17 protein-coding genes are annotated in these 21,131 nt (G+C 70.6%); 11 read left to right on the forward strand and 6 right to left on the reverse strand.

The window, feature by feature from the left end; all coding sequences use genetic code 11:
• Positions 1–37: 37 nt before the first annotated feature.
• Entirely contained in the window at positions 38–2,260 is a 2,223-nt protein-coding gene (gene pcrA / locus OIE67_RS41630) for a DNA helicase PcrA (RefSeq protein ID WP_326645641.1), read from the forward strand.
• A 77-nt stretch (positions 2,261–2,337) separates the two neighbouring features.
• On the opposite strand, the gene OIE67_RS41635 is transcribed toward pcrA, so the two are convergent.
• From OIE67_RS41635 to OIE67_RS41645, 3 genes are all read right to left on the reverse strand, one after another.
• A complete protein-coding gene (locus OIE67_RS41635; protein ID WP_326630860.1) occupies positions 2,338–3,345 on the reverse strand; it encodes a L,D-transpeptidase in 1,008 nt (335 codons plus the stop codon).
• A gap of 142 nt (positions 3,346–3,487) precedes the next feature.
• The gene (locus tag OIE67_RS41640; protein ID WP_106236251.1) at positions 3,488–4,120 is read right to left on the reverse strand and encodes a response regulator; all 633 of its coding nucleotides are present in this window, start codon (positions 4,118–4,120) and stop codon (positions 3,488–3,490) included.
• Complete coding sequence (locus tag OIE67_RS41645) at positions 4,117–5,325, reverse strand: ATP-binding protein (RefSeq protein ID WP_326630862.1); 1,209 nt, start codon at positions 5,323–5,325, stop codon at positions 4,117–4,119. The genes OIE67_RS41640 and OIE67_RS41645 overlap by 4 nt, the downstream gene beginning before the upstream one ends.
• Before the next feature lie 113 nt (positions 5,326–5,438).
• Between OIE67_RS41645 and OIE67_RS41650 the strand changes: the two genes are divergently transcribed.
• The 8 genes from OIE67_RS41650 to OIE67_RS41685 all read left to right on the forward strand — a co-directional run bounded on the left by OIE67_RS41650 (position 5,439) and on the right by OIE67_RS41685 (position 15,808).
• Positions 5,439–7,265 (forward strand): PspC domain-containing protein, encoded by a 1,827-nt coding sequence (locus tag OIE67_RS41650; protein ID WP_326630864.1) that lies wholly within the window; start codon positions 5,439–5,441, stop codon positions 7,263–7,265.
• Complete coding sequence (locus OIE67_RS41655; RefSeq protein WP_326630866.1) at positions 7,255–7,458, forward strand: hypothetical protein; 204 nt, start codon at positions 7,255–7,257, stop codon at positions 7,456–7,458. Before OIE67_RS41650 ends, OIE67_RS41655 begins: the two co-directional genes overlap by 11 nt.
• Before the next feature lie 74 nt (positions 7,459–7,532).
• A complete protein-coding gene (locus OIE67_RS41660; protein WP_326630868.1) occupies positions 7,533–8,015 on the forward strand; it encodes a (2Fe-2S)-binding protein in 483 nt (160 codons plus the stop codon).
• A complete protein-coding gene (locus tag OIE67_RS41665) occupies positions 8,012–10,345 on the forward strand; it encodes a xanthine dehydrogenase family protein molybdopterin-binding subunit (RefSeq protein ID WP_106236241.1) in 2,334 nt (777 codons plus the stop codon). The genes OIE67_RS41660 and OIE67_RS41665 overlap by 4 nt, the downstream gene beginning before the upstream one ends.
• Positions 10,342–11,196, forward strand: a complete 855-nt coding sequence (locus tag OIE67_RS41670) for an FAD binding domain-containing protein (protein ID WP_326630871.1) — start codon at positions 10,342–10,344, stop codon at positions 11,194–11,196. Before OIE67_RS41665 ends, OIE67_RS41670 begins: the two co-directional genes overlap by 4 nt.
• 111 nt (positions 11,197–11,307) lie before the next feature.
• The gene (locus OIE67_RS41675; protein ID WP_326630874.1) at positions 11,308–12,003 is read left to right on the forward strand and encodes an SRPBCC family protein; all 696 of its coding nucleotides are present in this window, start codon (positions 11,308–11,310) and stop codon (positions 12,001–12,003) included.
• Positions 12,004–12,095: 92 nt separating this feature from the next.
• The gene (locus OIE67_RS41680) at positions 12,096–14,753 is read left to right on the forward strand and encodes a CDP-glycerol:glycerophosphate glycerophosphotransferase (RefSeq protein ID WP_326630876.1); all 2,658 of its coding nucleotides are present in this window, start codon (positions 12,096–12,098) and stop codon (positions 14,751–14,753) included.
• Complete coding sequence (locus tag OIE67_RS41685; protein ID WP_326630878.1) at positions 14,750–15,808, forward strand: glycosyltransferase; 1,059 nt, start codon at positions 14,750–14,752, stop codon at positions 15,806–15,808. Before OIE67_RS41680 ends, OIE67_RS41685 begins: the two co-directional genes overlap by 4 nt.
• Positions 15,809–15,900: 92 nt before the next feature.
• On the opposite strand, the gene OIE67_RS41690 is transcribed toward OIE67_RS41685, so the two are convergent.
• The 3 genes from OIE67_RS41690 to OIE67_RS41700 are packed head-to-tail and all read right to left on the reverse strand — an operon-like array spanning position 15,901 to position 19,419.
• Complete coding sequence (locus tag OIE67_RS41690; protein ID WP_106236232.1) at positions 15,901–16,938, reverse strand: sulfotransferase family protein; 1,038 nt, start codon at positions 16,936–16,938, stop codon at positions 15,901–15,903.
• A 21-nt stretch (positions 16,939–16,959) separates the two neighbouring features.
• Positions 16,960–17,928, reverse strand: coding sequence for a CDP-alcohol phosphatidyltransferase family protein (locus OIE67_RS41695; protein WP_326630880.1), 969 nt, complete (start codon positions 17,926–17,928; stop codon positions 16,960–16,962).
• 48 nt (positions 17,929–17,976) lie between these two features.
• Positions 17,977–19,419 carry a glycosyltransferase family 2 protein gene (locus OIE67_RS41700; RefSeq protein ID WP_326630882.1) on the reverse strand — a complete coding sequence of 481 codons (1,443 nt, stop codon included), beginning with the start codon at positions 19,417–19,419 and terminating at the stop codon, positions 17,977–17,979.
• 155 nt (positions 19,420–19,574) lie between these two features.
• Between OIE67_RS41700 and OIE67_RS41705 the strand changes: the two genes are divergently transcribed.
• Together OIE67_RS41705 and pseI are read left to right on the forward strand one after the other, a co-directional pair.
• Positions 19,575–20,066, forward strand: a complete 492-nt coding sequence (locus OIE67_RS41705) for a GNAT family N-acetyltransferase (protein WP_326630884.1) — start codon at positions 19,575–19,577, stop codon at positions 20,064–20,066.
• Complete coding sequence (pseI, locus tag OIE67_RS41710; protein ID WP_326630886.1) at positions 20,063–21,106, forward strand: pseudaminic acid synthase; 1,044 nt, start codon at positions 20,063–20,065, stop codon at positions 21,104–21,106. The genes OIE67_RS41705 and pseI overlap by 4 nt, the downstream gene beginning before the upstream one ends.
• The last annotated feature ends 25 nt before the right edge of the window (positions 21,107–21,131 follow it).

Here is a 21,131-nt window from a genome sequence, read left to right on the forward strand (position 1 = left end):
TAGGTAGGTGCCGACCCAAGTCTCTGTTGACCACCCCTTGCTCGACGGCCTCAACCCGCAACAGCGCGAGGCCGTGATCCATCACGGCAGTCCACTGCTCATCGTGGCCGGGGCGGGCTCGGGAAAGACGCGGGTGCTCACGCACCGCATCGCCTATCTCCTGGCCGAACGCGAGGTGCATCCGGGCGAGATCCTGGCGATCACCTTCACCAACAAGGCCGCCAGGGAGATGAAGGAGCGCATCGACAAGCTCGTCGGGCCGCGGTCCAAGGCGATGTGGGTGATGACGTTCCACAGCGCCTGCATGCGCATCCTGCGCAGGGAGGCCAAGCGGCTGGGCTTCCCGTCCAGCTTCTCGATCTACGACCAGGCCGACTCCCAGCGGCTCATGGCCATGGTCTGCAGGGAGATGGAGCTCGACCCCAAGCGTTATCCGCCGCGCTCGTTCTCGGCCCAGGTCAGCAACTTCAAGAACGAGCTGGTCGACTACGAGACCGCGATCGACCGGGCCGGCTCGCACCTGGAGAAGACGCTCGCGCAGGCGTACAAGGCCTATCAGCTCAAGCTGACCGAGGCCGGCGCGATGGACTTCGACGACATCATCATGAACACGGTGACGTTGTTCCAGCTCTTCCCCGAGGTGGCCGAGCACTACCGGATGCGGTTCAGGCACGTGCTGGTCGACGAGTACCAGGACACCAACCACGCCCAATACATCCTGATCAGGGAGCTGGTCGGCCATCCCGAGCTGCACACCGGCGACGGAGAGCTGGTGCGCTCCGGCGCCGACATGTCGCAGCTGTGCGTGGTGGGCGACGCCGACCAGTCGATCTACGCCTTCCGCGGCGCGACGATCCGCAACATCCTGGAGTTCGAGCGCGACTATCCCGACGCCCGCACCATCCTGCTGGAGCAGAACTACCGCTCCACCCAGAACATCCTGGCCGCGGCCAACGCGGTGATCTCGCGCAACGAGTCGCGCAAGCCCAAGAACCTCTGGTCCGACCAGGGCGACGGGCCCAAGATCGTGGGTTACGTGGCCGACAACGAGCACGACGAGGCCATGTTCGTGGCTCAGGAGGTCGACCGGCTCAGCGACGAGGAGGACGTCAAGCCGGGCGAGGTCGCGGTCTTCTACCGCACCAACGCCGCCTCCCGCGTGTTCGAGGAGATCTTCATCCGCACCGGCCTGCCCTACAAGGTCGTCGGCGGGGTGCGCTTCTACGAGCGCAAGGAGGTCAAGGACCTGCTGGCCTACCTGCGGGTGCTGGCCAACCCGGCCGACGTGGTGTCGCTGCGGCGCATCCTCAACGTGCCCAAGCGCGGCATCGGCGACCGGGCCGAGGCGATGGTCGAGGCGCTGTCCTCACGCGAGCAGATCCCGTTCTGGGACGCGCTGCGCCGGGCCGACGAGGCGTACGGGATGGCCACCCGCTCGCTCAACGCCATCCGCGAGTTCGTCTCGATGCTCGAGGAGCTGATCGTCAAGGCCGAGGGCATGCCGCCGTCCGCGCTGGCCGAGGAGATCCTGGTGGCCACCGGCTACCGCGCCGAGCTTGAGGCGTCGGAGGACCCGCAGGACGAGTCGCGCCTGGAAAACCTCAACGAGCTCGTCTCCGTGGCCTCCGAGTTCGAGCAGGCCAATCCGGAGGGGACGCTGGTGGAGTTCCTGGAGCAGGTGTCGCTGGTGGCCGACGCCGACCAGATCCCCGAAGCCGACGGCGGGCAGGGGGTGGTCACCCTGATGACCCTGCACACCGCCAAGGGGCTGGAGTTCCCCGTCGTGTTCCTGACGGCCATGGAGGACGGCGTGTTCCCGCACATCCGGTCCCTGGGCGAGCCCAAGGAGCTGGAGGAGGAGCGGCGGCTGGCCTACGTCGGCATCACCAGGGCGCAGAAGCGGCTCTACCTGACCCGGGCGGCCGTGCGCAGCTCGTGGGGGGCACCGTCGTTCAACCCGGCCTCGCGGTTCGTCAGCGAGGTGCCGGGCACGCTGATCGACTGGCGTACCGACCCGGAGAAGTCCGCCTGGAGCGCCGCCACGAAGCGCGAGCCGGCCGCGCGCCCGACCCCGGCCAAGAGCGGCGGGCGCAAGATCCCCTCCCTGACGCCCGGCGACCGGGTCACGCACGACGCGTTCGGCCTGGGCACGGTGGTGTCCGTGGACGGGGTCGCGGAGAAGACCAAGGTGAAGATCGACTTCGGCAGCGGCGGGGAGAAGACCCTCCTGCTGGCCTACGCCCCCCTGGAGAAGCTCTGACCCTGAAAGGGTGCAGCATGACGAAGGGGCCGCTTTCCCTTGCGGGATGAGCGGCCCCTCGTCATGTGCTGCCAGGGTCAGGGCTTGAGGGCACTGCCCTTCTTCCACTGGGTCCAGTTGAGCTGCCAGTAGCTCCAGCCGTTGTTCCACTGCAGCTTGCGCTTGGTGCCGGTGATCTTCACGACGTCACCGCGCTGGGCGATCGTGTAGAACCACTTGGCGCCGGCCGGAGTGGCGCGCACGCAGCCGTGGCTCTGGTTCGAGCGCCCGAGGAACTGGTAGTAGCCGGCGCTCTGGTGCACGTACTCGCCGCTGTCGGAGATGCGCACCGCCCACGGGATCTCCTCCTTGTAGTAGCGCGGATCCTTGGGATCCGTCACGCCCATCCAGGAGGAGGTCATGGTCTCGACCTCCTTCTTGCCCATCGTGAGATGGGTGCCGCTGGTGGTGAGGTACACGTCGACGCCGTTGCGGACGAAGCCGCCCTTGCCGGCGCTGATCGCGATCTTCTTGGCCAGCTTGCCGTTGCGGTAGACCTTCATCGTGTGGTTCCGCGTGTTGACCACGGAGATGTGCTTGGAGCCGACCGCGAAGCGCCGTGAGACGTCCTTGGTCTTCTCGTTGCCCGGCAACTCGGACAGCCGCGCGGTGAAGAGCACCTTCTGGTACGGCTTCCAGTACGTCTTCGTCCGGTAGATGACCTTGCGCGGGGACACCCAGCGCCAGGCGCCCTCGACCGGCTTGTCCGGTTCGACGTCGAGCAGGCCCTCGACCGCGGCCTTGTCTTTGACGTCACGGTCGAAGGTGACGATGATCGGGAACCCGATCCCCACCTTCTCCGTCTTCTCCCCCATGGGGGTGATGTCGGCGATCTCCAGCTTCGCCTTCTTCGCCGGCGCGGCGACAGCACCGGCGGCGGGGGCCCCGGTCGCAGCGATGGTGGGGCCACCGGTGGGGCCAGTGGTGCTCTGGGCCACTGATACGGCTCGGGGGCCGGGCTGTGGAGCGGGGACGCTCTCCGCCGCACATGCCGTGGCGGCGGCCAGAGCGAGCAGAGCCGGAAGCATCCGGGTGACGCGCTTCAAAGGGGTTACTCCTGGACTTAAGTGCTTCGACTACCTCCTTGTGTGACAACGGAGACGGGAGTTTCGTGGGCGAAATCCCGATAACTATCCTGTAACGGTCCAAGTCCCCCCAAAACTTGGCGGGACCGGCGTAAGGGATGAATCAGACGAGGCGTCGCGCGGTGGCCCAGCGGGACAGCTCGTGGCGGTTGGAGAGCTGGAGTTTGCGCAGGACGGACGACACGTGGGTCTCCACGGTCTTGACCGAGATGAACAGTTCCTTGGCGATCTCCTTGTACGCGTAACCCCGCGCGATCAGCCGCAGCACCTCCCGCTCGCGCTGCGTCAGCGAGTCGAGCTCGGGATCGATGGACGGCGCCTCCGACGAGGCGAACGCGTCCAGCACGAACCCGGCCAGCCGCGGCGAGAACACCGCGTCGCCGTCGGCCACCCGGCGGATGGCGTCGGTCAGCTCCTTGCCGCTGATGTTCTTGGTCACGTAGCCGCGGGCCCCGCCCCTGATCACCCCGATGACGTCCTCGGCGGCGTCGGAGACCGACAGCGCCAGGAAGCGCACCTGGGAGCCGGCGCCCAGCACCCGGCGCAGCACCTCCTGGCCGCCGCCACCGGGCATGTGCACGTCGAGCAGCACCACGTCGGGCTGGTGCTCGGCGATCGCCTTGACCGCGCTGTCGACGTCCTCGGCCTCGCCGACCACCTCGATGGAGTCGCCGAGCTCGGCGCGCACGCCCGATCGGAACAGCCGGTGATCGTCGACGATCAGTACGCGCGTCATGCCTTCTCCACCTTCATCGTCAACATCACTTCCGTGCCCTCACCGGGCTCCGTGCGAACGCGGGCCGCACCTCCGTGACGTTCCATTCTCCCGATGATGGACTCCCTGATCCCCATCCTGTCGAGCGGCACCGCCTCAAGGTCGAACCCCTTGCCCCGATCCTTCACGAAAATCGTGACCTCTTCACCCTCTACTTCCGCATAAACGGAAATAGAGGGGCTCCCAGAGTATTTGGCCGCGTTCACCATCGCCTGCCGGGCCGCCTTGAGCGTGGCCGCCAGCTTGCCCGCCGCGTCGAGGGCGATGTCCCCCACGCAGACGACCTCGATCGGCACCCCGTGCGAGTCCTCCTCCTCGGCCGCGATCCTGCGGACGGCCGCCGCCACCGTGGCGTCGGCGTCCTGCGCCGGCTGGTAGAGCCAGTTGCGCAGCTCGCGCTCCTGCGACCGGGCCAGCCGCGACACCTCGCGCGGGTCGTGCGCGACCCGCTGGATCAGCGTGAGCGTGTGCAGCACGGAGTCGTGCACCATGGCCGCGACCTCGGCCCGCTCCTCCTGCCTGATGCGCTCGCGCCGCTCCAGCTGCAGCTCTTTCCACAGGCCCGCCAGCCAGGGGGCGGCGATGACCGCCAGACCGCCGACCACGACCACGGTGAACAGCAGGCTGTCCCTGATCTGCGGCAGCTCGCCCTCCGCGGCCAGGAATCCGGTCGCGCCGACCACGACCAGGCCGACGCCCAGCAGCGTGCGCACCCGGTTCTTGCGCATGCTGAGCGTGGCGCCGCTGACCCAGCCCTTGCGGCGTTCCGGGTCGGCCTGCTGCCAGAGGATCAGCGCGCCGATTCCGCCGGCGGCGAACGGCAGCATGCCGATGCCGCCCTGCGAGGCCCCCGTCAGCCAGCCGAACGCCAGCAGCGCCACCCCGATCGCGCTGAACGCGGCCAGCTGGCTCCAGTCCCGCTGCGGCTGCTGCCCCTGGTGCGGCTGCCGCGGCGTGATCATCCACAACACGGCGTACGCCACCGCGCCGACGCCGTGGATCACGGTGAGCAGCACGAACATCAGCCTGATCACCACCGGATCAAGCTTGAGCTGGGACGCCAGCCCCTGGGCGACGCCGCCGAGCAGGCGCCCCTCCATGGGGCGCATCATCCGGCGGTAGGGCGTGTCGCCGCTCTGCTCGGCGAGAATCTTCTGGTCAGCCATAACATGGCCATAGTCACATGCCGGGGACATTCGAGCATCAGGGAACAACCCCCGGGTCGGGTCAGGGGTCTCCCGGATGCGAGCGGCCCGCGCGTGGGTCCACGATGGTAGGCATGACAGAAGCTCCGCCCAGGCAACCGGCCGCTCCCCCCCGTGAGCTGCGACGCAGCAGCGAGGGGCGCTTCCTCATGGGAGTCTGCGCCGGCCTGGGGCGCTACACCGGCATCGACCCCGTGGTGTTCCGGGTGGGCGTCGCCGTGCTGCTGCTGGGCTCCGGGGTCGGGCTGTTCCTCTATCTGGCGGCGTTCCTGCTGATGAAGGAGCCGAACGGCCGGCCCGGGTTCATCGAGCAGTGGACGCGGCGCGACTTCGACGCCGAGGCCGTGATGGCGTTGCTGACGGCGGTGCTGGCGTTCGGGGTGGCGCTCAACCTGGCGACGGTCTGGCTCGACACGGGGACGCTGGTCGTCGGGGTGTTCCTGGCCGTGTCGCTGCTGGCCGCCCACTCCAGCGGGGTGGATCTGCTCGGACTGGCCAGGTCGATGCCGGAACGGCTGCTCAGGCGGCAGGGCGAGCGGCCCGCCGCGCACTTCTCCCCGGCCCCGCCGACCACGCCGGTCCCCCGCGCCCCGCGCCCGTACCCGGCGGGCGAAGGCGTGGACGAGGCCGTCACGCCGGCGCGTGCGGGACGGGAGCCGGCGGCCGGCCAGGAGCGGCCCCCGGCCACGACCGCGGCTCCGGCCGAGACCGCCGCCGCGGCGGCGGCGATGAGCGCCTCCGAGAGCGCGGCACCGGCGGACGCGCCGAACGAGAGCGCGGCGGCGGCGGACGCGTCCAACGAGAGCGCGGCGGCGGCGGACGCGTCCAACGAGAGCGCGGCGGCGGCGGACGCGTCCAACGAGAGCGCGGCGGCGGCGAACGAGCCGAACGAGAGCGCGGCGGCGAGCGACGTACCGACCAGGAGCACGGCACCGGCCGGGCAGGAGCGGGAGGCCGTCCAGGAGTTGCGGGCGGCGGCCGACAGCGCCAGGGAGGCGGCCTACCAGGCCCGCCAGGCCGCCCGCGAGGACCGGGACGTGTCGCCGGAGGCGGTGACCGCCGAGCATGCCGTGCCTGGGCCGCCGCGCCCCGACGCCGCACCGGAGCGGCACCGCCCCGCCTACCGCCCCGGCCCTCCGACCGCGCGCGACTACTCCAGCTACGGCGAGCCGTTCGCGCCGAACGGCCCCTACCAGCCGCTCGACCCGGCCAAGCGGGCCGGCGGCTACTCCCCCTACGACCCCGCCCTGTACGGCCGCCCGATCCCGCCCAAACAGCGGGAGCGCAGGCCCACCTCGTACATCGGCGCCATCACCATCCTGCTGGCAATCATCATTGGAGGGATCGTCGTGGCGGTCCAAGCCAACTCGGCCGGCGGAGTGAGCCCGACCGTCGTCGGTGGCGCCATGCTCATCACGGTCGGCGCGGGTCTGCTCATCGCCGCCTGGTGGGGCCGGGGCGCCGGTCTGGTGGCCGCGGGCACCGCGATCGCGCTGATCATGGCGATGGGGCTGGTGCTCGGCGGCCTGCCGCGCAACATCGGCCCGGCGGAGTGGACGCCGACCAGCGTCGCCGAGGCGAACCAGCTCTACGACGTGGGCCTGGGAGACGGCCGGCTGGACCTGTCGGAGCTGCGGCTGCCGCCGGGGACGCACGTGACGTTCAACGCCGCGGTGTCGGCGGGCGAGCTGGTGGTGATCGTGCCGCCGACGGCCAGGGTCGAGGTGCACGCCACCAACAAGATCGGCGACATCGTCATCGACCAGTCGCTCAAGGGCGGGGTGCAGGTGCGCTCGGACAAGGTGCTGGAGCCGGAGACGAAGCCGGAGGGCAAGGTCTCCACCATTGTGCTGAACCTGAAGGGCGGCGTCGGCGACATGGAGGTGCGGCGTGCGGCGTGAGGTCGAGCGGCCCAGGCGGGTGCACAGGACGGACTGGATGGCCCTGCTCAGCGGTGTGCTCTTCATCGTTCTGGGCATTCTGACGGTGACACGCACGATCCGTGATCCGCTGATTCTGGTCGGGGTGATGGTGCTGGGACTGGCCTTCGCGGGGCTGGTCGCGATCGTCGCGCGGGTGGTCCGCGGTAAGTGACCCTTGACCGGTAAGAACACCGGCGTAGGTTCGGAGTGTCCGCCTTTCCCCCCCTGCTCAATGAGGGAGGACGTATGCCCCGAATCACCGTCACTGTCGACGGGATCGCGTACGAGGAGGAAGTCGAGCCGCGACTCCTGCTCGTTCATCTCCTACGAGAACGACTGGGCAAGACCGGAACCCCGGTCGGATGCGACACCAGTAACTGCGGCGCCTGCACGGTGATGCTCGACGGCAAGAGCGTCAAGAGCTGCTCGGTGCTGGCCGTGCAGGCCGACGGCGGCGACGTCGTCACGATCGAGGGCCTGGGCGCGGCCGGTGAGATGCACCCGATGCAGCGGGCCTTCCACGAGGAGCACGCGCTGCAGTGCGGCTACTGCACGCCCGGCATGGTCATGGCCGCGATAGACCTGCTCAGGGAGGACCCTGAGCCTTCTGAAGAGACGATCAGACAGGGGCTGGAGGGCAACCTCTGCCGCTGCACCGGCTACTGCAACATCGTGCGCGCCGTCCGCAAGGGCGCGCAGGAGATGGGTCAGGCGGTGAGCACGCCGTGACCGTTCAGGAGGTGGGACAGCCGCGTAGGCGCAAAGAGGACGCCAAGCTGCTGACCGGGCGCACGCAGTGGACGGACAACCTGTCGCGTCCTGGGATGCTGCACGTGACGTTCCTGCGCAGCCCGATGGCGCACGCCAGGATCACCGGGGTGGACGTGTCGGGGGCGCGCGGCCTTCCCGGGGTCGTGGCGGCCTTCAGCGGCCAGGACCTCGCCGCCGAGCAGGGCAGCCTGCCGTGCGCGTGGCCGGTCACCGAGGACATCGTGATCCCCGATCACCCGCCGATGGCGGTCTCCGAGGTCCGGTACGTGGGCGAGGCCGTGGCCTGCGTGATCGCGGTAGACCGCTACCGGGCGGCCGACGCGCTGGAGGCGATCGAGGTCGACTACGAGCCGTTGCCCGCGGTGGTCGACATGACCCAGGCGCTGTCGGCGGACAGCCCGAAGGTGCACGAGACGGGCAACAAGGCGTACGAGATGACGGCCGACTTCGGCGACATCGAGGCCGCGTTCAGGGACGCGCCCGTCGTCGTCGACCGGACCTTCGTCCAGCAGCGGCTCATCCCGACCGCGATGGAGCCGCGGGCGATCCTGGCCGACACCGACGGCGAGTCGTTCACGCTGTGGTCGTCCACGCAGATCCCGCACGTGCTGCGGGTCATGCTGGCCGTGGTCACCGGCATCCCCGAGCACAAGCTGCGGGTGATCGCGCCCGACGTGGGCGGCGGGTTCGGCTCGAAGCTGCAGGTCACCGCGGAGGAGGTGCTCTGCCTGCTGCTGGCCCGCAAGCTGGGCCGGCCGGTCAAGTGGACGGAGTCGCGCTCCGAGGGCAACCTGACCGTGCACCACGGCCGCGACCAGATCCAGCATGTACGGCTGGCCGCCGAGGCCGACGGGCGCATCAGAGGGCTGCAGGTCAGCCTGCTGGCCGACATGGGCGCGTACCTGATGCTGCTCACGCCGGGCATCCCGCTGCTGGGCGCGTCGATGTGCAACGCGATCTACAAGATGGACGCCTACCAGTTCAACTGCACGGGCGTGTTCACCACGAAGATGCCCACGGACGCCTACCGCGGGGCGGGCCGGCCGGAGGCCACGTTCCTCATCGAGCGGATGATGGACGAGCTCGCGGCCGCGGTGAACGTGGACCCGATCGAGGTGCGCAGGCGCAACTGGATCAGGCACGAGGAGTTCCCGTACGCCACGATCTCGGGCCTGACCTACGACTCGGGCAACTACGAGGCGGCCACCGACCGGGCGCTGTCGCTGTTCGGCTACGACAAGCTGCGCGCCGAACAGGCCGACCGGCGGGACCGGGGCGACCCGGTGCAGCTCGGGATCGGCGTCAGCACGTACACGGAGATGTGCGGGCTGGCCCCGTCGCGGTGGCTCGCGGACGCGAACTTCGGCGCGGGCGGCTGGGAGCACGGCTCGGTGCGGATGCTGCCCACGGGCAAGGTCGAGGTCATCACCGGCACCTCGCCGCACGGGCAGGGCCACGTGACGTCGTGGAGCCAGATCGTGGCCGACGCGCTCGGCGTGCCGTTCGAGGACGTCACGGTGCTGCACGGCGACACGGCGATCGCGCACAAGGGCATGGACACCTACGGCTCGCGCTCGCTGGTCATCGGCGGGGTCGCGGTGCTCAAGGCGTGCGAGAAGGTGAAGGAGAAGGCGCGCAAGCTGGCCGCGTACGTGCTGGAGTGCTCGCCGGACGACCTGGAGTTCGAGGCCGGGGCGTTCAAGGTGCGCGGCACGGATTCGAGCAAGACGATCCAGGAGCTGGCCTACGCCACCTTCACCGCGCACGACCTGCCGGAAGGGGTCGAGCCGAACCTCGACTCCGACGCCACGTTCGACCCGGACAACTACTCCTTCCCGCACGGCACCCACCTGTGCGCGGTGGAGGTCGACACGGAGACGGGCATGGTGAAGCTGCGCTCGTACGTGGCGGTGGACGACATCGGCAAGGTCGTCAACCCACTGATCGTGGAGGGCCAGGTACACGGCGGGATCGCCCAGGGCATCGCGCAGGCGCTCTTCGAGGAGGCCACGTACGACGCCGAGGGCAACCTGCTCACCACCACGATGGCCGACTACCTGCTGCCGTCGGCCGCCGACCTGCCGATGTTCACCCTCGACCGGACCGAGACCCCGGCGACCAGCAACCCGCTGGGCGCCAAGGGCGTCGGCGAGGCGGGCACGATCGCCTCGACCCCGGCCGTGGTGAACGCGGTCGTGGACGCGCTGCGCCCGTACGGGATCGAGGACGTGCGGATGCCGTGCACGCCCGAGCGCGTCTGGCGGGCCCTGGAAGGAGTGCGGCGATGATTCCCGCTCAGTTCGACTACGAGCGTCCGAGCTCGCTGGAGCAGGCGTGCCAGGCGCTCGCCTCGGACGAGGACGCCAAGGTGCTGGCCGGTGGCCAGTCGCTGCTGCCGCTGCTGCGGCTGCGGCTGGCCTACCCGTCGAAGCTGGTGGACGTCGGCCGGATCGCGGAGCTGAAGGGCGTGCACGACCGCGGCGACCACGTCTTCATCGGCGCGATGGCCACCCACGACGAGGTGCTGCGCTCGCCCGTGGTGCGGGACGGCTGCCCGCTGGTGGCGCTGGCCGCGGCCCAGGTGGCCGATCCGGCGATCAGGCACCGGGGCACGTTCGGCGGCTCGCTGGCGCACGCGGATCCGGCCGGCGACCTGCCGGCGGTGGCGCTGGCGCTGGAGGCGGTGTTTGTGGCCGCCTCGGCGCAGGGCGAGCGGGAGATCCCGGCGGCCGCGTTCTTCGTCGACTACTGGGAGTCGGCGCTGCGGCAGGGCGAGATCCTCACCGGGGTGAAGGTGCCGAAACTGGGCGCGGGCTGGGGCTTCCACTACGAGAAGTTCCACCGGACCGCGCAGGCGTGGGCCATCGTCGGCGTGGCGGCGGCGGTCAGGCGCTCCAACGGTTCCATCGCCGAGGCCAGGATCGGGCTGACCAACATGGGGGCGACCCCGGTGCGCGCCCGTGCCACCGAGGCCGCCCTCCAGGGCGTGGAACTGGGCGACCAGGTACGGCAGGCGTGCGAGGAGGCGGCGGCCGACACCTCTCCGCCCGCCGATCTGCACGCCCAGCCCGACTACCGGCGGCATCTGGCCAGGGTGCTGACCCATCGCGCGGTGCGGACGGCGACGGCCTCACCGTGAGCCGACGCGCGATCTGACGCGCTATCTGGCGCGCTATGTGACGGGGGCGCCTCTTCCGGGGCGCCCCCGCTGCGGCATATCGTCACAGGCACTGGGAGAAGGAGCGGATCGATGGCGATGCGGTTCGAGCACGAGTTCACTGTTCCCGTTCCGATCGAGCAGGCCTGGGCGGTGCTGCTCGACGTCGAACGGGTCGCGCCGTGCCTGCCGGGGGCGACTCTCGACATCTTCGAGGGCGACGAGTTCACCGGCAGGATGAAGGTCAAGGTCGGCCCGATCACGGTCACCTACCGGGGCACGGCCAAGTTCCAGGACGTGGACAAAGACTCTTATACGCTCACCATCCAGGCGTCGGGCAAGGAGGCCAGGGGTTCGGGCACCGCCTCCGCCACGGTCAAGGCCCGCTTGCAGGAGCGTGACGAGGCCACGCTGGTCACGGTGGAGACGTCGTTCAACGTGACGGGCCGGCCCGCGCAGTTCGGGCGGGGCGTCATGGCCGAGGTCGGCGGCAAGCTCATCGAGCGGTTCGCCGACAACCTGGCCGCGCTGATCTCCGAGCCCACGGTCGAGCCGGTGCCCCAGGAGCAGGGCCAGGAGGAGGAGCGGCACCTGAGCGCGGTGCCGCCGGCTCCCGAGCAGGAAGTGCGGCCCGCGGCGCCGCTGCGCACCTCGCGCACGCCCGACGAGGAGGCGCTCGACCTGCTCAGTATCGCCGGGCAGCCGCTGCTGAAGCGGCTGGCGCCGGTCGCCGGAGCGCTCGTGGCGCTGCTCGCCCTCGTCTGGATCATTCGTCGCCTTATGCGGTGATTTTCGGCAAATAGTCCATCAAGTCCGGACACTTCCCTGCGACTGAGGGAAGTGCCATTCCCGCAGGTAGAACTAGCTACGGGGGACTTGGGATGCCGGACTGCACGGTCGTCGTCATCACGTACAACGACGCGGCCCGCCTGCCCAGGGCCGTACATTCCGTGCTCGGGCAGTCGCTGCGCGACCTTGAGGTGATCATCGCCGACGACGCCAGCACGGACGGCACGCCGGAGGTGGCGCGGCGGCTCGAACAGGCCGATCCACGGGTGCGTTACCTGCGCAGGCCGGTCAACAGCGGCGGCTGCGGGGCGCCGCGCAACGACGGGATCGACGCCGCCGCCTCCCCCTACGTCATGTTCCTCGACAGCGACGACGAGCTGCCCAGGCACGCGTGCAAGAGCCTGCTGGCCGAGATCGAACGCACGGGGGCCGACTTCGTCTCCGGGCAGATCTCGCGCCTGTACGAGCCGAGCGGGCGGCTGCAGCCATACTATCCGTCGCTGTTCGCCAGAAGGCGGGTGGTCGAGGGCATCCGCGAGGAGCCCGAGCTGTTCCTGGACAGCTTCAGCACCAACAAGCTGTACGACGTCGGCCACCTGCGCGACAACGTGCTGCGCTTCCCCGAGGACATCCACTACGAGGACCACGTCTTCGCCGCCGAGCTGTACGCGACCAGCCGCAGGTTCGCCGTCGTGCCGTGGGTGGTCTACCACTGGCACCGCGCGCCCGCGAACGACTCCATCTCGCTCAGCATCGACGACCTGGACAACGTGCGGCAGCGGGTGATCGCGGCCCGGCTGAGCGACGACATCCTGCGCGAGCACGGGGCCGCGGACCTGGTGCCGCACCGGCAGTACCGGTTCGTCCGGCAGGACCTGCGCGTCTACCTCAACCCGCTGCCACGGCGCGACCTGGTCTGGGTCAAGGAGTTCGCCTCGGTGGTGCGGCCGTACCTGGAGGAGGTGGCGGACGAGGTGTTCGAGCGGATCGCCCCGCTCGACCGGGTCTGCTGCCGGCTCATCCTGGACGACCGGATCGAGGACCTGCGCATCGCGGCCGGCTCGCTGACCGGGCCCAGGGCCGCCCCGCGGGCGGCGGTGCAGCTCGACGGGCGGACGTACTGGGGCACCACGCCCTCCCCCGGCATGGACATCACCCGGCTGCGGCTGGCCGAGCTGCCCTACACCTCCTCCCGGCTGCGGCATGAGGTGGCGGACCTGTCCTCCGACGGGGACCGGGTGCGGATGACCGTGCGGACCTACGACCCGTTCGGCGTGCTGCCGCCGGCCTGGACGGCGTTCCTGCAGCTCGGCCGGGAACGGGTGCCCATCACGCCGGAGCCGTCGAGCGCCGGCGGGTACGTCAGCCGGGTCACGTTCACGCCCAAGGGCCGGTGCGACCCGCGCATCGGCTTCACCAGGACCTCCGACGGGCACACCACGACCGACCGGATCATCGCCGACCCGCACACCGAGCCGATCGAGCTGCCCGGCTGCACGCTCAAGGTCGAAGGGTACGCCGCCTACCTGTGCGTGCGGCCCGACTCCATCGCCCGGTCGGTGTGGCGGCGGATCAAGCGGCAGCTGATGAAGCGGTTCAACACGCCGGCGAACAAGCTGCGGGCGTACAAGCTGATGATCAGGGTGCTGCCGCGCCGGCACGACCTCGCCCTGTTCGAGTCCGACGTCGGCAAGGGTTACAGCGGCAGCCCCAGGGCCATCTACGAGGAGCTGCGCCGGCGCGGCCTGCCGATCGAGGTGGTCTGGTCGGTGGCCAAGGGGCGCCGGAACTTCCCCGCGGACGCGCGGCTCGTCCGCCGCGGGAGCTGGCGCTACATCTACACCATGGCCAGGGCCGGCGTCTGGGTGGACAGCCACGGCTTCCCGCTCGACTACCCGAAGCCCAGGGGCACCCGCTATCTGCAGACGTGGCACGGGCAGGGGATCAAGTCGATCGGGTTCGACGCGCCCGACCTGCGCGGCGACTTCGACAAACCGCGGGCGCGGTGGCGGGCGGCGGTCGCGCGGTGGGACGCGCTGGTGTCGCCGAGCGCCGAGTTCTCGCGGGTCTTCCTGCCGTCGAACGGCTACTCCGGCAAGGTGTACCGGTGCGGCACACCCCGCTGTGACGCCCTCGTCCAGGCCGAGCCGGCTCTGGAAGGCCCGGCGGCCGAGGTGCTGCGGCGGCTGGAGGTGCCGCCGGGGCGCCGGGTGCTGCTCTACGCGCCCACCTACCGGGACCTGGGCATCGGCAGCGGCCGGTCCGTACGGGCCGACCTGGAGCTCATGGCCGAAGAGCTGGCCGAGGACTGGGTGGTGCTGCTGCGTACGCATCCGGTCGAGCGTTACCGGCCGCCCGAGCACCTCAAGCACTTCGTCCGCTCGGCCGGATCGTATCCGGACATCAACGATCTGATGCTGGCCTCGGACGCGCTGCTGACCGACTACTCCTCCGTCATGTGCGACTACGCGCTGACCGGCAAGCCGATGCTGTTCTACATCGACGACTGGGACGACTACCGGCTCGCCGAGCGCGGCGTCTACCACGACCTGCCGGCCATCGCCCCAGGCCCGTGCGTCTCGACGACCGAGGACCTGGTGGCCGCCCTGCGCGACCTGCCCGCCGTGCACGCCTCCTACGCCGAGCGGTACGCGGCCTTCCGCGAGCTCTGGTGCGCCGACGAGCGCGGCGACGCCGCCGCCAGGATCGTGGCCGACTTCTTCGCCGACACGAGGGAGAGCACGCAGTGACGGTCGTCTTCACCTGCCTGGACGCCGACACGCTCGGCGGCACCCAGCAGGTCACCCACACCCTGGCCCAGGGCCTGGCGCTGCGCGGGCACGAGGTGCACGTCATCGGCCTGCAACCGGCCGCCGTCCCGTTCCGCTACGTCCGGCATCCGCGCTACCAGCGGCACGTGATCGGCCGCCGCGCCGCCGAGGGCCCGCTGGCGCGCCGGCTGAGTGACCGCCGGCTCAGGAAGCTGCTGCGCCGGATCAGGCCCGGCTACGCGGTCATGACCTCGCCGTCCGTGGTGGCCAGGCTGTCGGGGCTGCTGCCCGAGGGGTTCCGGCCGATCGGCCAGTATCACAGCTCGTACGACCACGCCCGCGGCTGCTGGCACCTGGCCTCGATCCGCCGCCACTACGCCCGGCTGGACCAGGCGCTCTTCCTCAGTGAGGACGACGCCCGGCTGTTCTCGGAGCACGCGCTGCTGCCCAACGCGTACACGCTGCCGAACCCGCTGGCGGACTGGCCCGAGCGGATGTCGGACCTCGCGTCGCCGCGCGTGCTCGGCGTGGGCCGGCTGGAAGGCGTCAAGCGGTTCGACCGGCTGATCAGCGCGTTCGCCCGCGCGAAGCTGCCGCCCGAATGGGAGCTGCATCTCATCGGGGACGGCGGCGAGCGGGAGCGGCTGCGCGCGCACGCGGAGCGGGACGGCGTGGGCGACCGGGTGGTGTTCAGGGGGCTGGTGCCGGCCGCGCGGATGCCCGCCGAGTACCTGTCGGCCTCGGTCCTGGCGCTGACCAGCGAGCACGAGGGGCTGCCGATCGTGCTGCTGGAGGCGGCGGCGCGAGGGGTGCCCGCGGTGGCCTTCGACGTGTCGGGAGGGGTGCGCTCCGCCGGTCCCGTGCTGGTGCCGCCGGGTGACGTGGACGCGTTCGCGGCGGAGCTGACCCGGCTGGCCGGGGACGAGGAGGAGCGGCGGCGGCTGGGGGCCGACGCCCGCGCACGGGCCGAGGCGTTCCGCCTCGACCACGTGCTGGACCGGTGGGAGTCGCTGTTCGCCCACATCGAGCGCTGAGCGCTCGAAGTAGGCCCGGGCGCTGAGCGCTGAAAGCAGGCCCGAGCGCTGAGCGCTCAAACAGCATCGAGCGCCGGCCCCCAGGGGCAGGCTCAGACCGGTTCGGTGAGTTCCTTGCGCTGCTGGGGCACCCCGGCCAGCGAACGCTGGCGGGTGGTGAGCATGGCGGCCACCGGGCTCGGCTCGCGCAGCCGGTTGAACCGGTCACGCATGGCCTTGCGCATGCGGCTGGCCTTGCGCTTCTGCATCGTCTTCTGCGCGGCCGTCACGTGCTCCTTGGCCGGCTTGGGCGCGCCGGTCAGCTCGTACCCCATGGACTCCAGGCGGTCGCCGAGCATGTGCTCGCACAGCGCGATCTCCCAGTCGTCCAGCCGGTTCGCCCAGCTCCCGACCCGGCTGCGGGTGACCTCGCGGTGGGTGTTGCTGTGCCAGACCTTGTGCTGCGGCACGGCCACGCTGGCCGCCTCACGCGGCGAGATCATCGACGGCGAGAAGTCCTCGTCCAGGAAGTGGCAGAGCTTCTTCAGCTCGGTCATCGGGTCGTCGGTGAGGTCCTCGTAACGCAGCTCGTAGTAGGTGTCGTCGGGCAGCGTCCGCTTCAGCCGGCCGCCCGCGTCGATGGCCTCGGCCCAGGTGGAGACGGCGTGGAAGGAGTCCAGCGTGTACCAGGGCATCTCCTTCAGCGAGGCCACGCAGTCGCGGCCGTCCCTGATGAGGTGGATGAACTGGGCGTCGGGGAAGAGGCGGAGCAGCAGGTCCACCTGCTTGACGTAGCTGGGCCGCTTGTCGCCCCAGCGGGCCTTGTCGAAGCGGTCGGCGTACATGCGGAAGGCGGTGCCGATCACCGAGCCGAGCGAGCCGGGACCCTCCATGGCCTGCCGGACGAACTCGTCCTTGTCGATCTTGAGCTCGCGGAACTTCGTGCTGCGGTCGGTCGCGATCCACTCCGCGAGCGCGCGTCGGCGCTGGTCCAGCCGCAGGTCCCCCCACGTGCGGCGGCGGTAATAAGCGGGAACGAGGAAGCGCGTCTCCGGCGGCACCGCCATACGGGGGTGCGAGTGGAGCATCAGCTGGAGCATCGTGGTGCCGGACCGCGGGCATCCGATGACGAAGACTGGTCGGTCTGACATTTCGTACTAACCCCCGAAAACTTAGACGAGAACGTGTTCTCGGCTCTCCTGAGACGAGCTCACGCCGTGCCTGCGCGTGAAGAGCCACAGCCGGTAGATCAGGAAGACCTCGTTGGCGAGCAGCAGAGCTCCCGACATGGCGGCGAGCGGGATCAGCGCCCATGCCCCCGCGAGGGGCGCGATCACGAACACCGCCGCGTGGAACTCGATGCCGCTCACCAAGTGCGAGCGGACGCGGTGGCGGGCCAGGAACCGGTTGAGCCGCTTGAAGAACCGGAAGAACGCGCGCGGCCGGGGCCCCCGCCCCATCCGCTCCCGCTCCGGCGGCTCCAGCGGATCCACCGAGAAGGGATCCGGCCGGTACGCGTCCGCCCTGAAGGGATCCGCCCTGAAGGGATCCGCCGCGAAGGGATCCGCCGCGAGCGGATCGGCCGCCGGCGAGTCCGCCGGCAGGACGTCCACCGCCAGCGGGTCCGGCCCCAAAGGCTCCAGCCCGCTCTCCTGCCGTTCCTCCCTGACGGCCTCGCGCACGCGCTTCATCTGCGGCGCGTTGACGTACCTGAACAGGTCGAGCACGGCCACCGCCGCGCCGAGGACGACGAAGCTCACGTCGCCGGTCAGCGTGTACTGCCCGTACGCCAGCCCCCCGGCGCACAGGACGACCCTGACCCGGTCCCCCACGTAGTCGAGCCAGAGGCCGAAGGCCGTCCCCGTGCCCTTGAGCCGGGCCACTTTGCCGTCCACGCAGTCGATCATGAAGCTGAGATAGAAGAAGCATGCGCCCGCAATGAGCTGGTTCGTGGCGAAACAGGCGGCCGATACCAGGCCGAGGACCAGCGAGATCACGGTGAGCGCGTTGGGCGTCAACCGGGTGTGATTGGCGACGGGAAGGGTGACCCGGCAGGCGACCGGGTCCACGAAATACACGGTCCACCAGGAGTCTCTCCGCTTGCGTGTCTCGTGGACGTCATCGAGCGAATAGGTCCTCATGCACTCCAGCATGACCACGCACCGCGCCCGAACGATTACTGTCTGGAACTACTGGGGGATGTCCATGCCGCTTCTTGACCAACCCGGCACGGAAAACCGCCACGCGGAGCCGGACTCCCCGTCGCGGCACCAGCCCTTGAACACCAGGCCGCGCAGCTCGGCCCGCACCTGCAGCCGCCACGGCCCCGCGCCGTGCAGGCGGGAGGGGTCGATGGAGGCCACGACGCCGTAGCGGCCCCGCCGCCGCGTCTCCAGGGGGACCCGGCGGTTGCCGTCGCACAGCCACAGGCCGACCTTGGAGATCTTGCGATCGACGCGGTGGAAGGCCACGTGGGCGCGCAGGCGGTACTCGGCACCGGTCCACTCGCAGTCGTCGACCCTGGCGATCAGCTTGACCTCGTCGCGGGCGTCGAACACCTCGTCGGGGATGCGCAGGCGGCGGCTGCGGAAGAAGGGGTAGTCGCCGTACCAGTTGGTGACGCGCAGGCCGCGCGGGACCACCCGGGCGACGTCCTCACGGCCGCGCCTGAAGTCGCGCACCGCGCGCAACTCCGAGATCAGGCCGCGCCCGAGCAGGTGCAGCTCAAGGCGGCGCAGCGACGGCGCGCTCGCCAGCACGTGCGGGCCCAGCGCGGCCATCCAGGCACGGCCCAGGTCGAGCAGCGGCCCCGCCTCCTCCTCCGCGCGCTCCAGCGCCTGGAACAGGAAGACGGTGTCCTTCTCCAGCACCAGGGCGTCGAAGCCGTCGAGCAGCTCGGGCGCCCGCTCGTCCAGGAAGGCCCGCACCGACTGGATCGCCGCCAGCCGCTCGCGCAGGTTGGGCAGCTCGGAACGGCGCTGCGTGATCGAGTGCTCCCCCTCCTCGCGCTTGCGCCAGTGGTAGACCACCTCGCCCACCATGTCCACACTGGTGGCCAGCACGTGGGCCTGCATGGCGACGGGCACGTCCTCGTAGATGCCGGACGGGAAGCGCAGGCCGCAGCGCTCCCAGAAGTCGCGCCGGTAGACCTTGTTCCACACCGTGCGGTCCCTGATCAGCACCTGCTTGTCGGTGATGTGCGTGCACAGCTGCGGCCGCCGGAACACCTTCTCGTGCAGGACGGACTCCTCCAGCTCGCCGTCCACCAGCCGCCGCACCGCGCCGCAGGCCAGGTCGGAGCCGGTCTCGGCGAGCTTGCCGACGAGCAGCTCGTACGCCTCCGGCGGCACCACGTCGTCGCTGTCGGCGAAGGTCAGATAGGTGCCCCTGGCCTGGCGCACCGCCTGGTTGCGGGCCGGCCCCGGGCCCAGGTTGCGCTGGCCGATCAGGACGAAGCGCTCGTCCCTGGCGGCGAAGTCCTCGGCGACGCGCCGGCTGCCGTCCACGGAGCCGTCGTCCACCAGGATCACCTCGATGTCGTCGAGGGTCTGCGCGGCCAGCGACTTGAGGCACTCGGTGATGTACGGCTCCACGTTGTGGAACGGGACGACGACGCTGAGCAGGGGGATCATGCCGAATTCACTCCTAGGCTCGGTGTGGTTCGAGGGCAGCATGACGTGGCCGGCGGGCCGATCCCGGCTTCGATGCCCGTCCCTGATGAGCTCTTTACCTGACGCGGAATCCGCTACGTTGGGCGAGTCATCGAGCACGGAGAGTAGGGGGAGCGGTGCTCAGAGACGTCCGCGACGGCGACCTGCCGGACCTGCGCCGCTGGCGCAACCACCCGCGCGTGCGCGCCGCCAGCTTCACCACCCACGAGATCACCGAGGCCGAGCACGCCCGCTGGTGGGCGGCCGTCCGCTCCGACCCCGCCAGGCGGGTGCTGGTCTACGACCACGCAGGCGCACCCGCCGGGGTGGTCGCCTACTCGGACATGGCCGACGGGAGCGCGTACTGGGGCTACTACCTGGACTTCGACGGCCTGGAACGGGCGGGCGCGCTGCTGCCGGCCTGGATCGGGCTGGAGCGGGCGGCCGTCGAGCACGCCTTCGGGCCGCTCGGGCTGAGCACGCTGCGCGGCGAGGTGCTGGCCGGCAACGAGCCGGTCATGCGGCTGCACCGGCGCTTCGGGTTCGTCGAGGTGGGGGCCTACCGCAGGAACGTGGACGGGGTGCCGCGCGAGGTCGTGCGGATCGAGCTGAGAAGGGACCACACATGATCACCATCGGGGGACGCGCGATCGGGCCGGGCCACCCGCCGTACGTCGTCGCGGAGCTGTCCGGCAACCACAACGGCAGCCTGGAGCGGGCTCTGGCCATCGTGGACGCGGTGGCCGAGGCCGGGGCGCACGCGCTGAAGCTGCAGACCTACCGGCCCGACACGCTGACCATCGACTGCGACGGGCCCGCGTTCCGGCTGGGCGAGGAGCACGAGCTGTGGGGCGGGGAGAACCTCTACCGGCTCTTCGAACGGGCCCACACGCCGTGGGAGTGGCACCGGCCGATCTTCGACCGGGCTCGCGAGCGGGGGCTGGCCGCTTTCTCGGCGCCCTTCGACCCGACGGCGGTCGAGCTGCTGGAGAAGCTGGGCGTGCCGGCGTACAAGATCGCCTCGTCCGAGATCGTGGACCTGCCGCTGATCCGGCTCGCGGCGGCCACCGGCAAGCCGCTGATCATCTCCACGGGGATGGCCTCGGCCGCCGAGATCGACGCCGCCGTGTCGGCCGCCCGCGCGGCCGGCTGCACGCAGCTCGCCGTGCTGTCGTGCACCGCCTCCTATCCCGCCGACCCGTCCGAGAGCAACCTGCGCTCGCTGCCGCTGCTGGCCGCGCTCACGGGCGAGGTCGTGGGCCTGTCCGACCACACGCCGGGGCTCGGGGCGGCGCTGGCCGCGGTGGGGCTGGGGGCCTGCCTGATCGAGAAGCACGTCACCATGGCGCGGGCCGACGGCGGGGTCGACTCCGCCTTCTCGCTGGAGCCGGCCGAATTGGCGGCGCTGGTGGTGGAGAGCGAGCGGGCCTGGCGGTCTCTGGGCGAGGTCGCGATCGGGCCGCGGCCGTCCGAGCGTGAGGGCCTGCGCTTCCGCCGTTCCCTGTACGTGGTGCGCGACGTGCGCGCGGGCGATCCGGTCACCCCCGGCAACGTGCGCTCGATCCGGCCCGCGGGCGGCCTGCCGCCGGACGCGGCCGACCAGGTGATGGGCCGCCGCTTCACCCGCGACGTCCCCTTCGGCACGCCGCTCTCCTGGGACCTCATCTAGCGGACGCTCCCGCCGGCGGGCACAC

It is taken from the genome of Nonomuraea fuscirosea (genome assembly GCF_035917475.1).
In the GTDB taxonomy this organism is placed as follows: domain Bacteria; phylum Actinomycetota; class Actinomycetes; order Streptosporangiales; family Streptosporangiaceae; genus Nonomuraea; species Nonomuraea fuscirosea.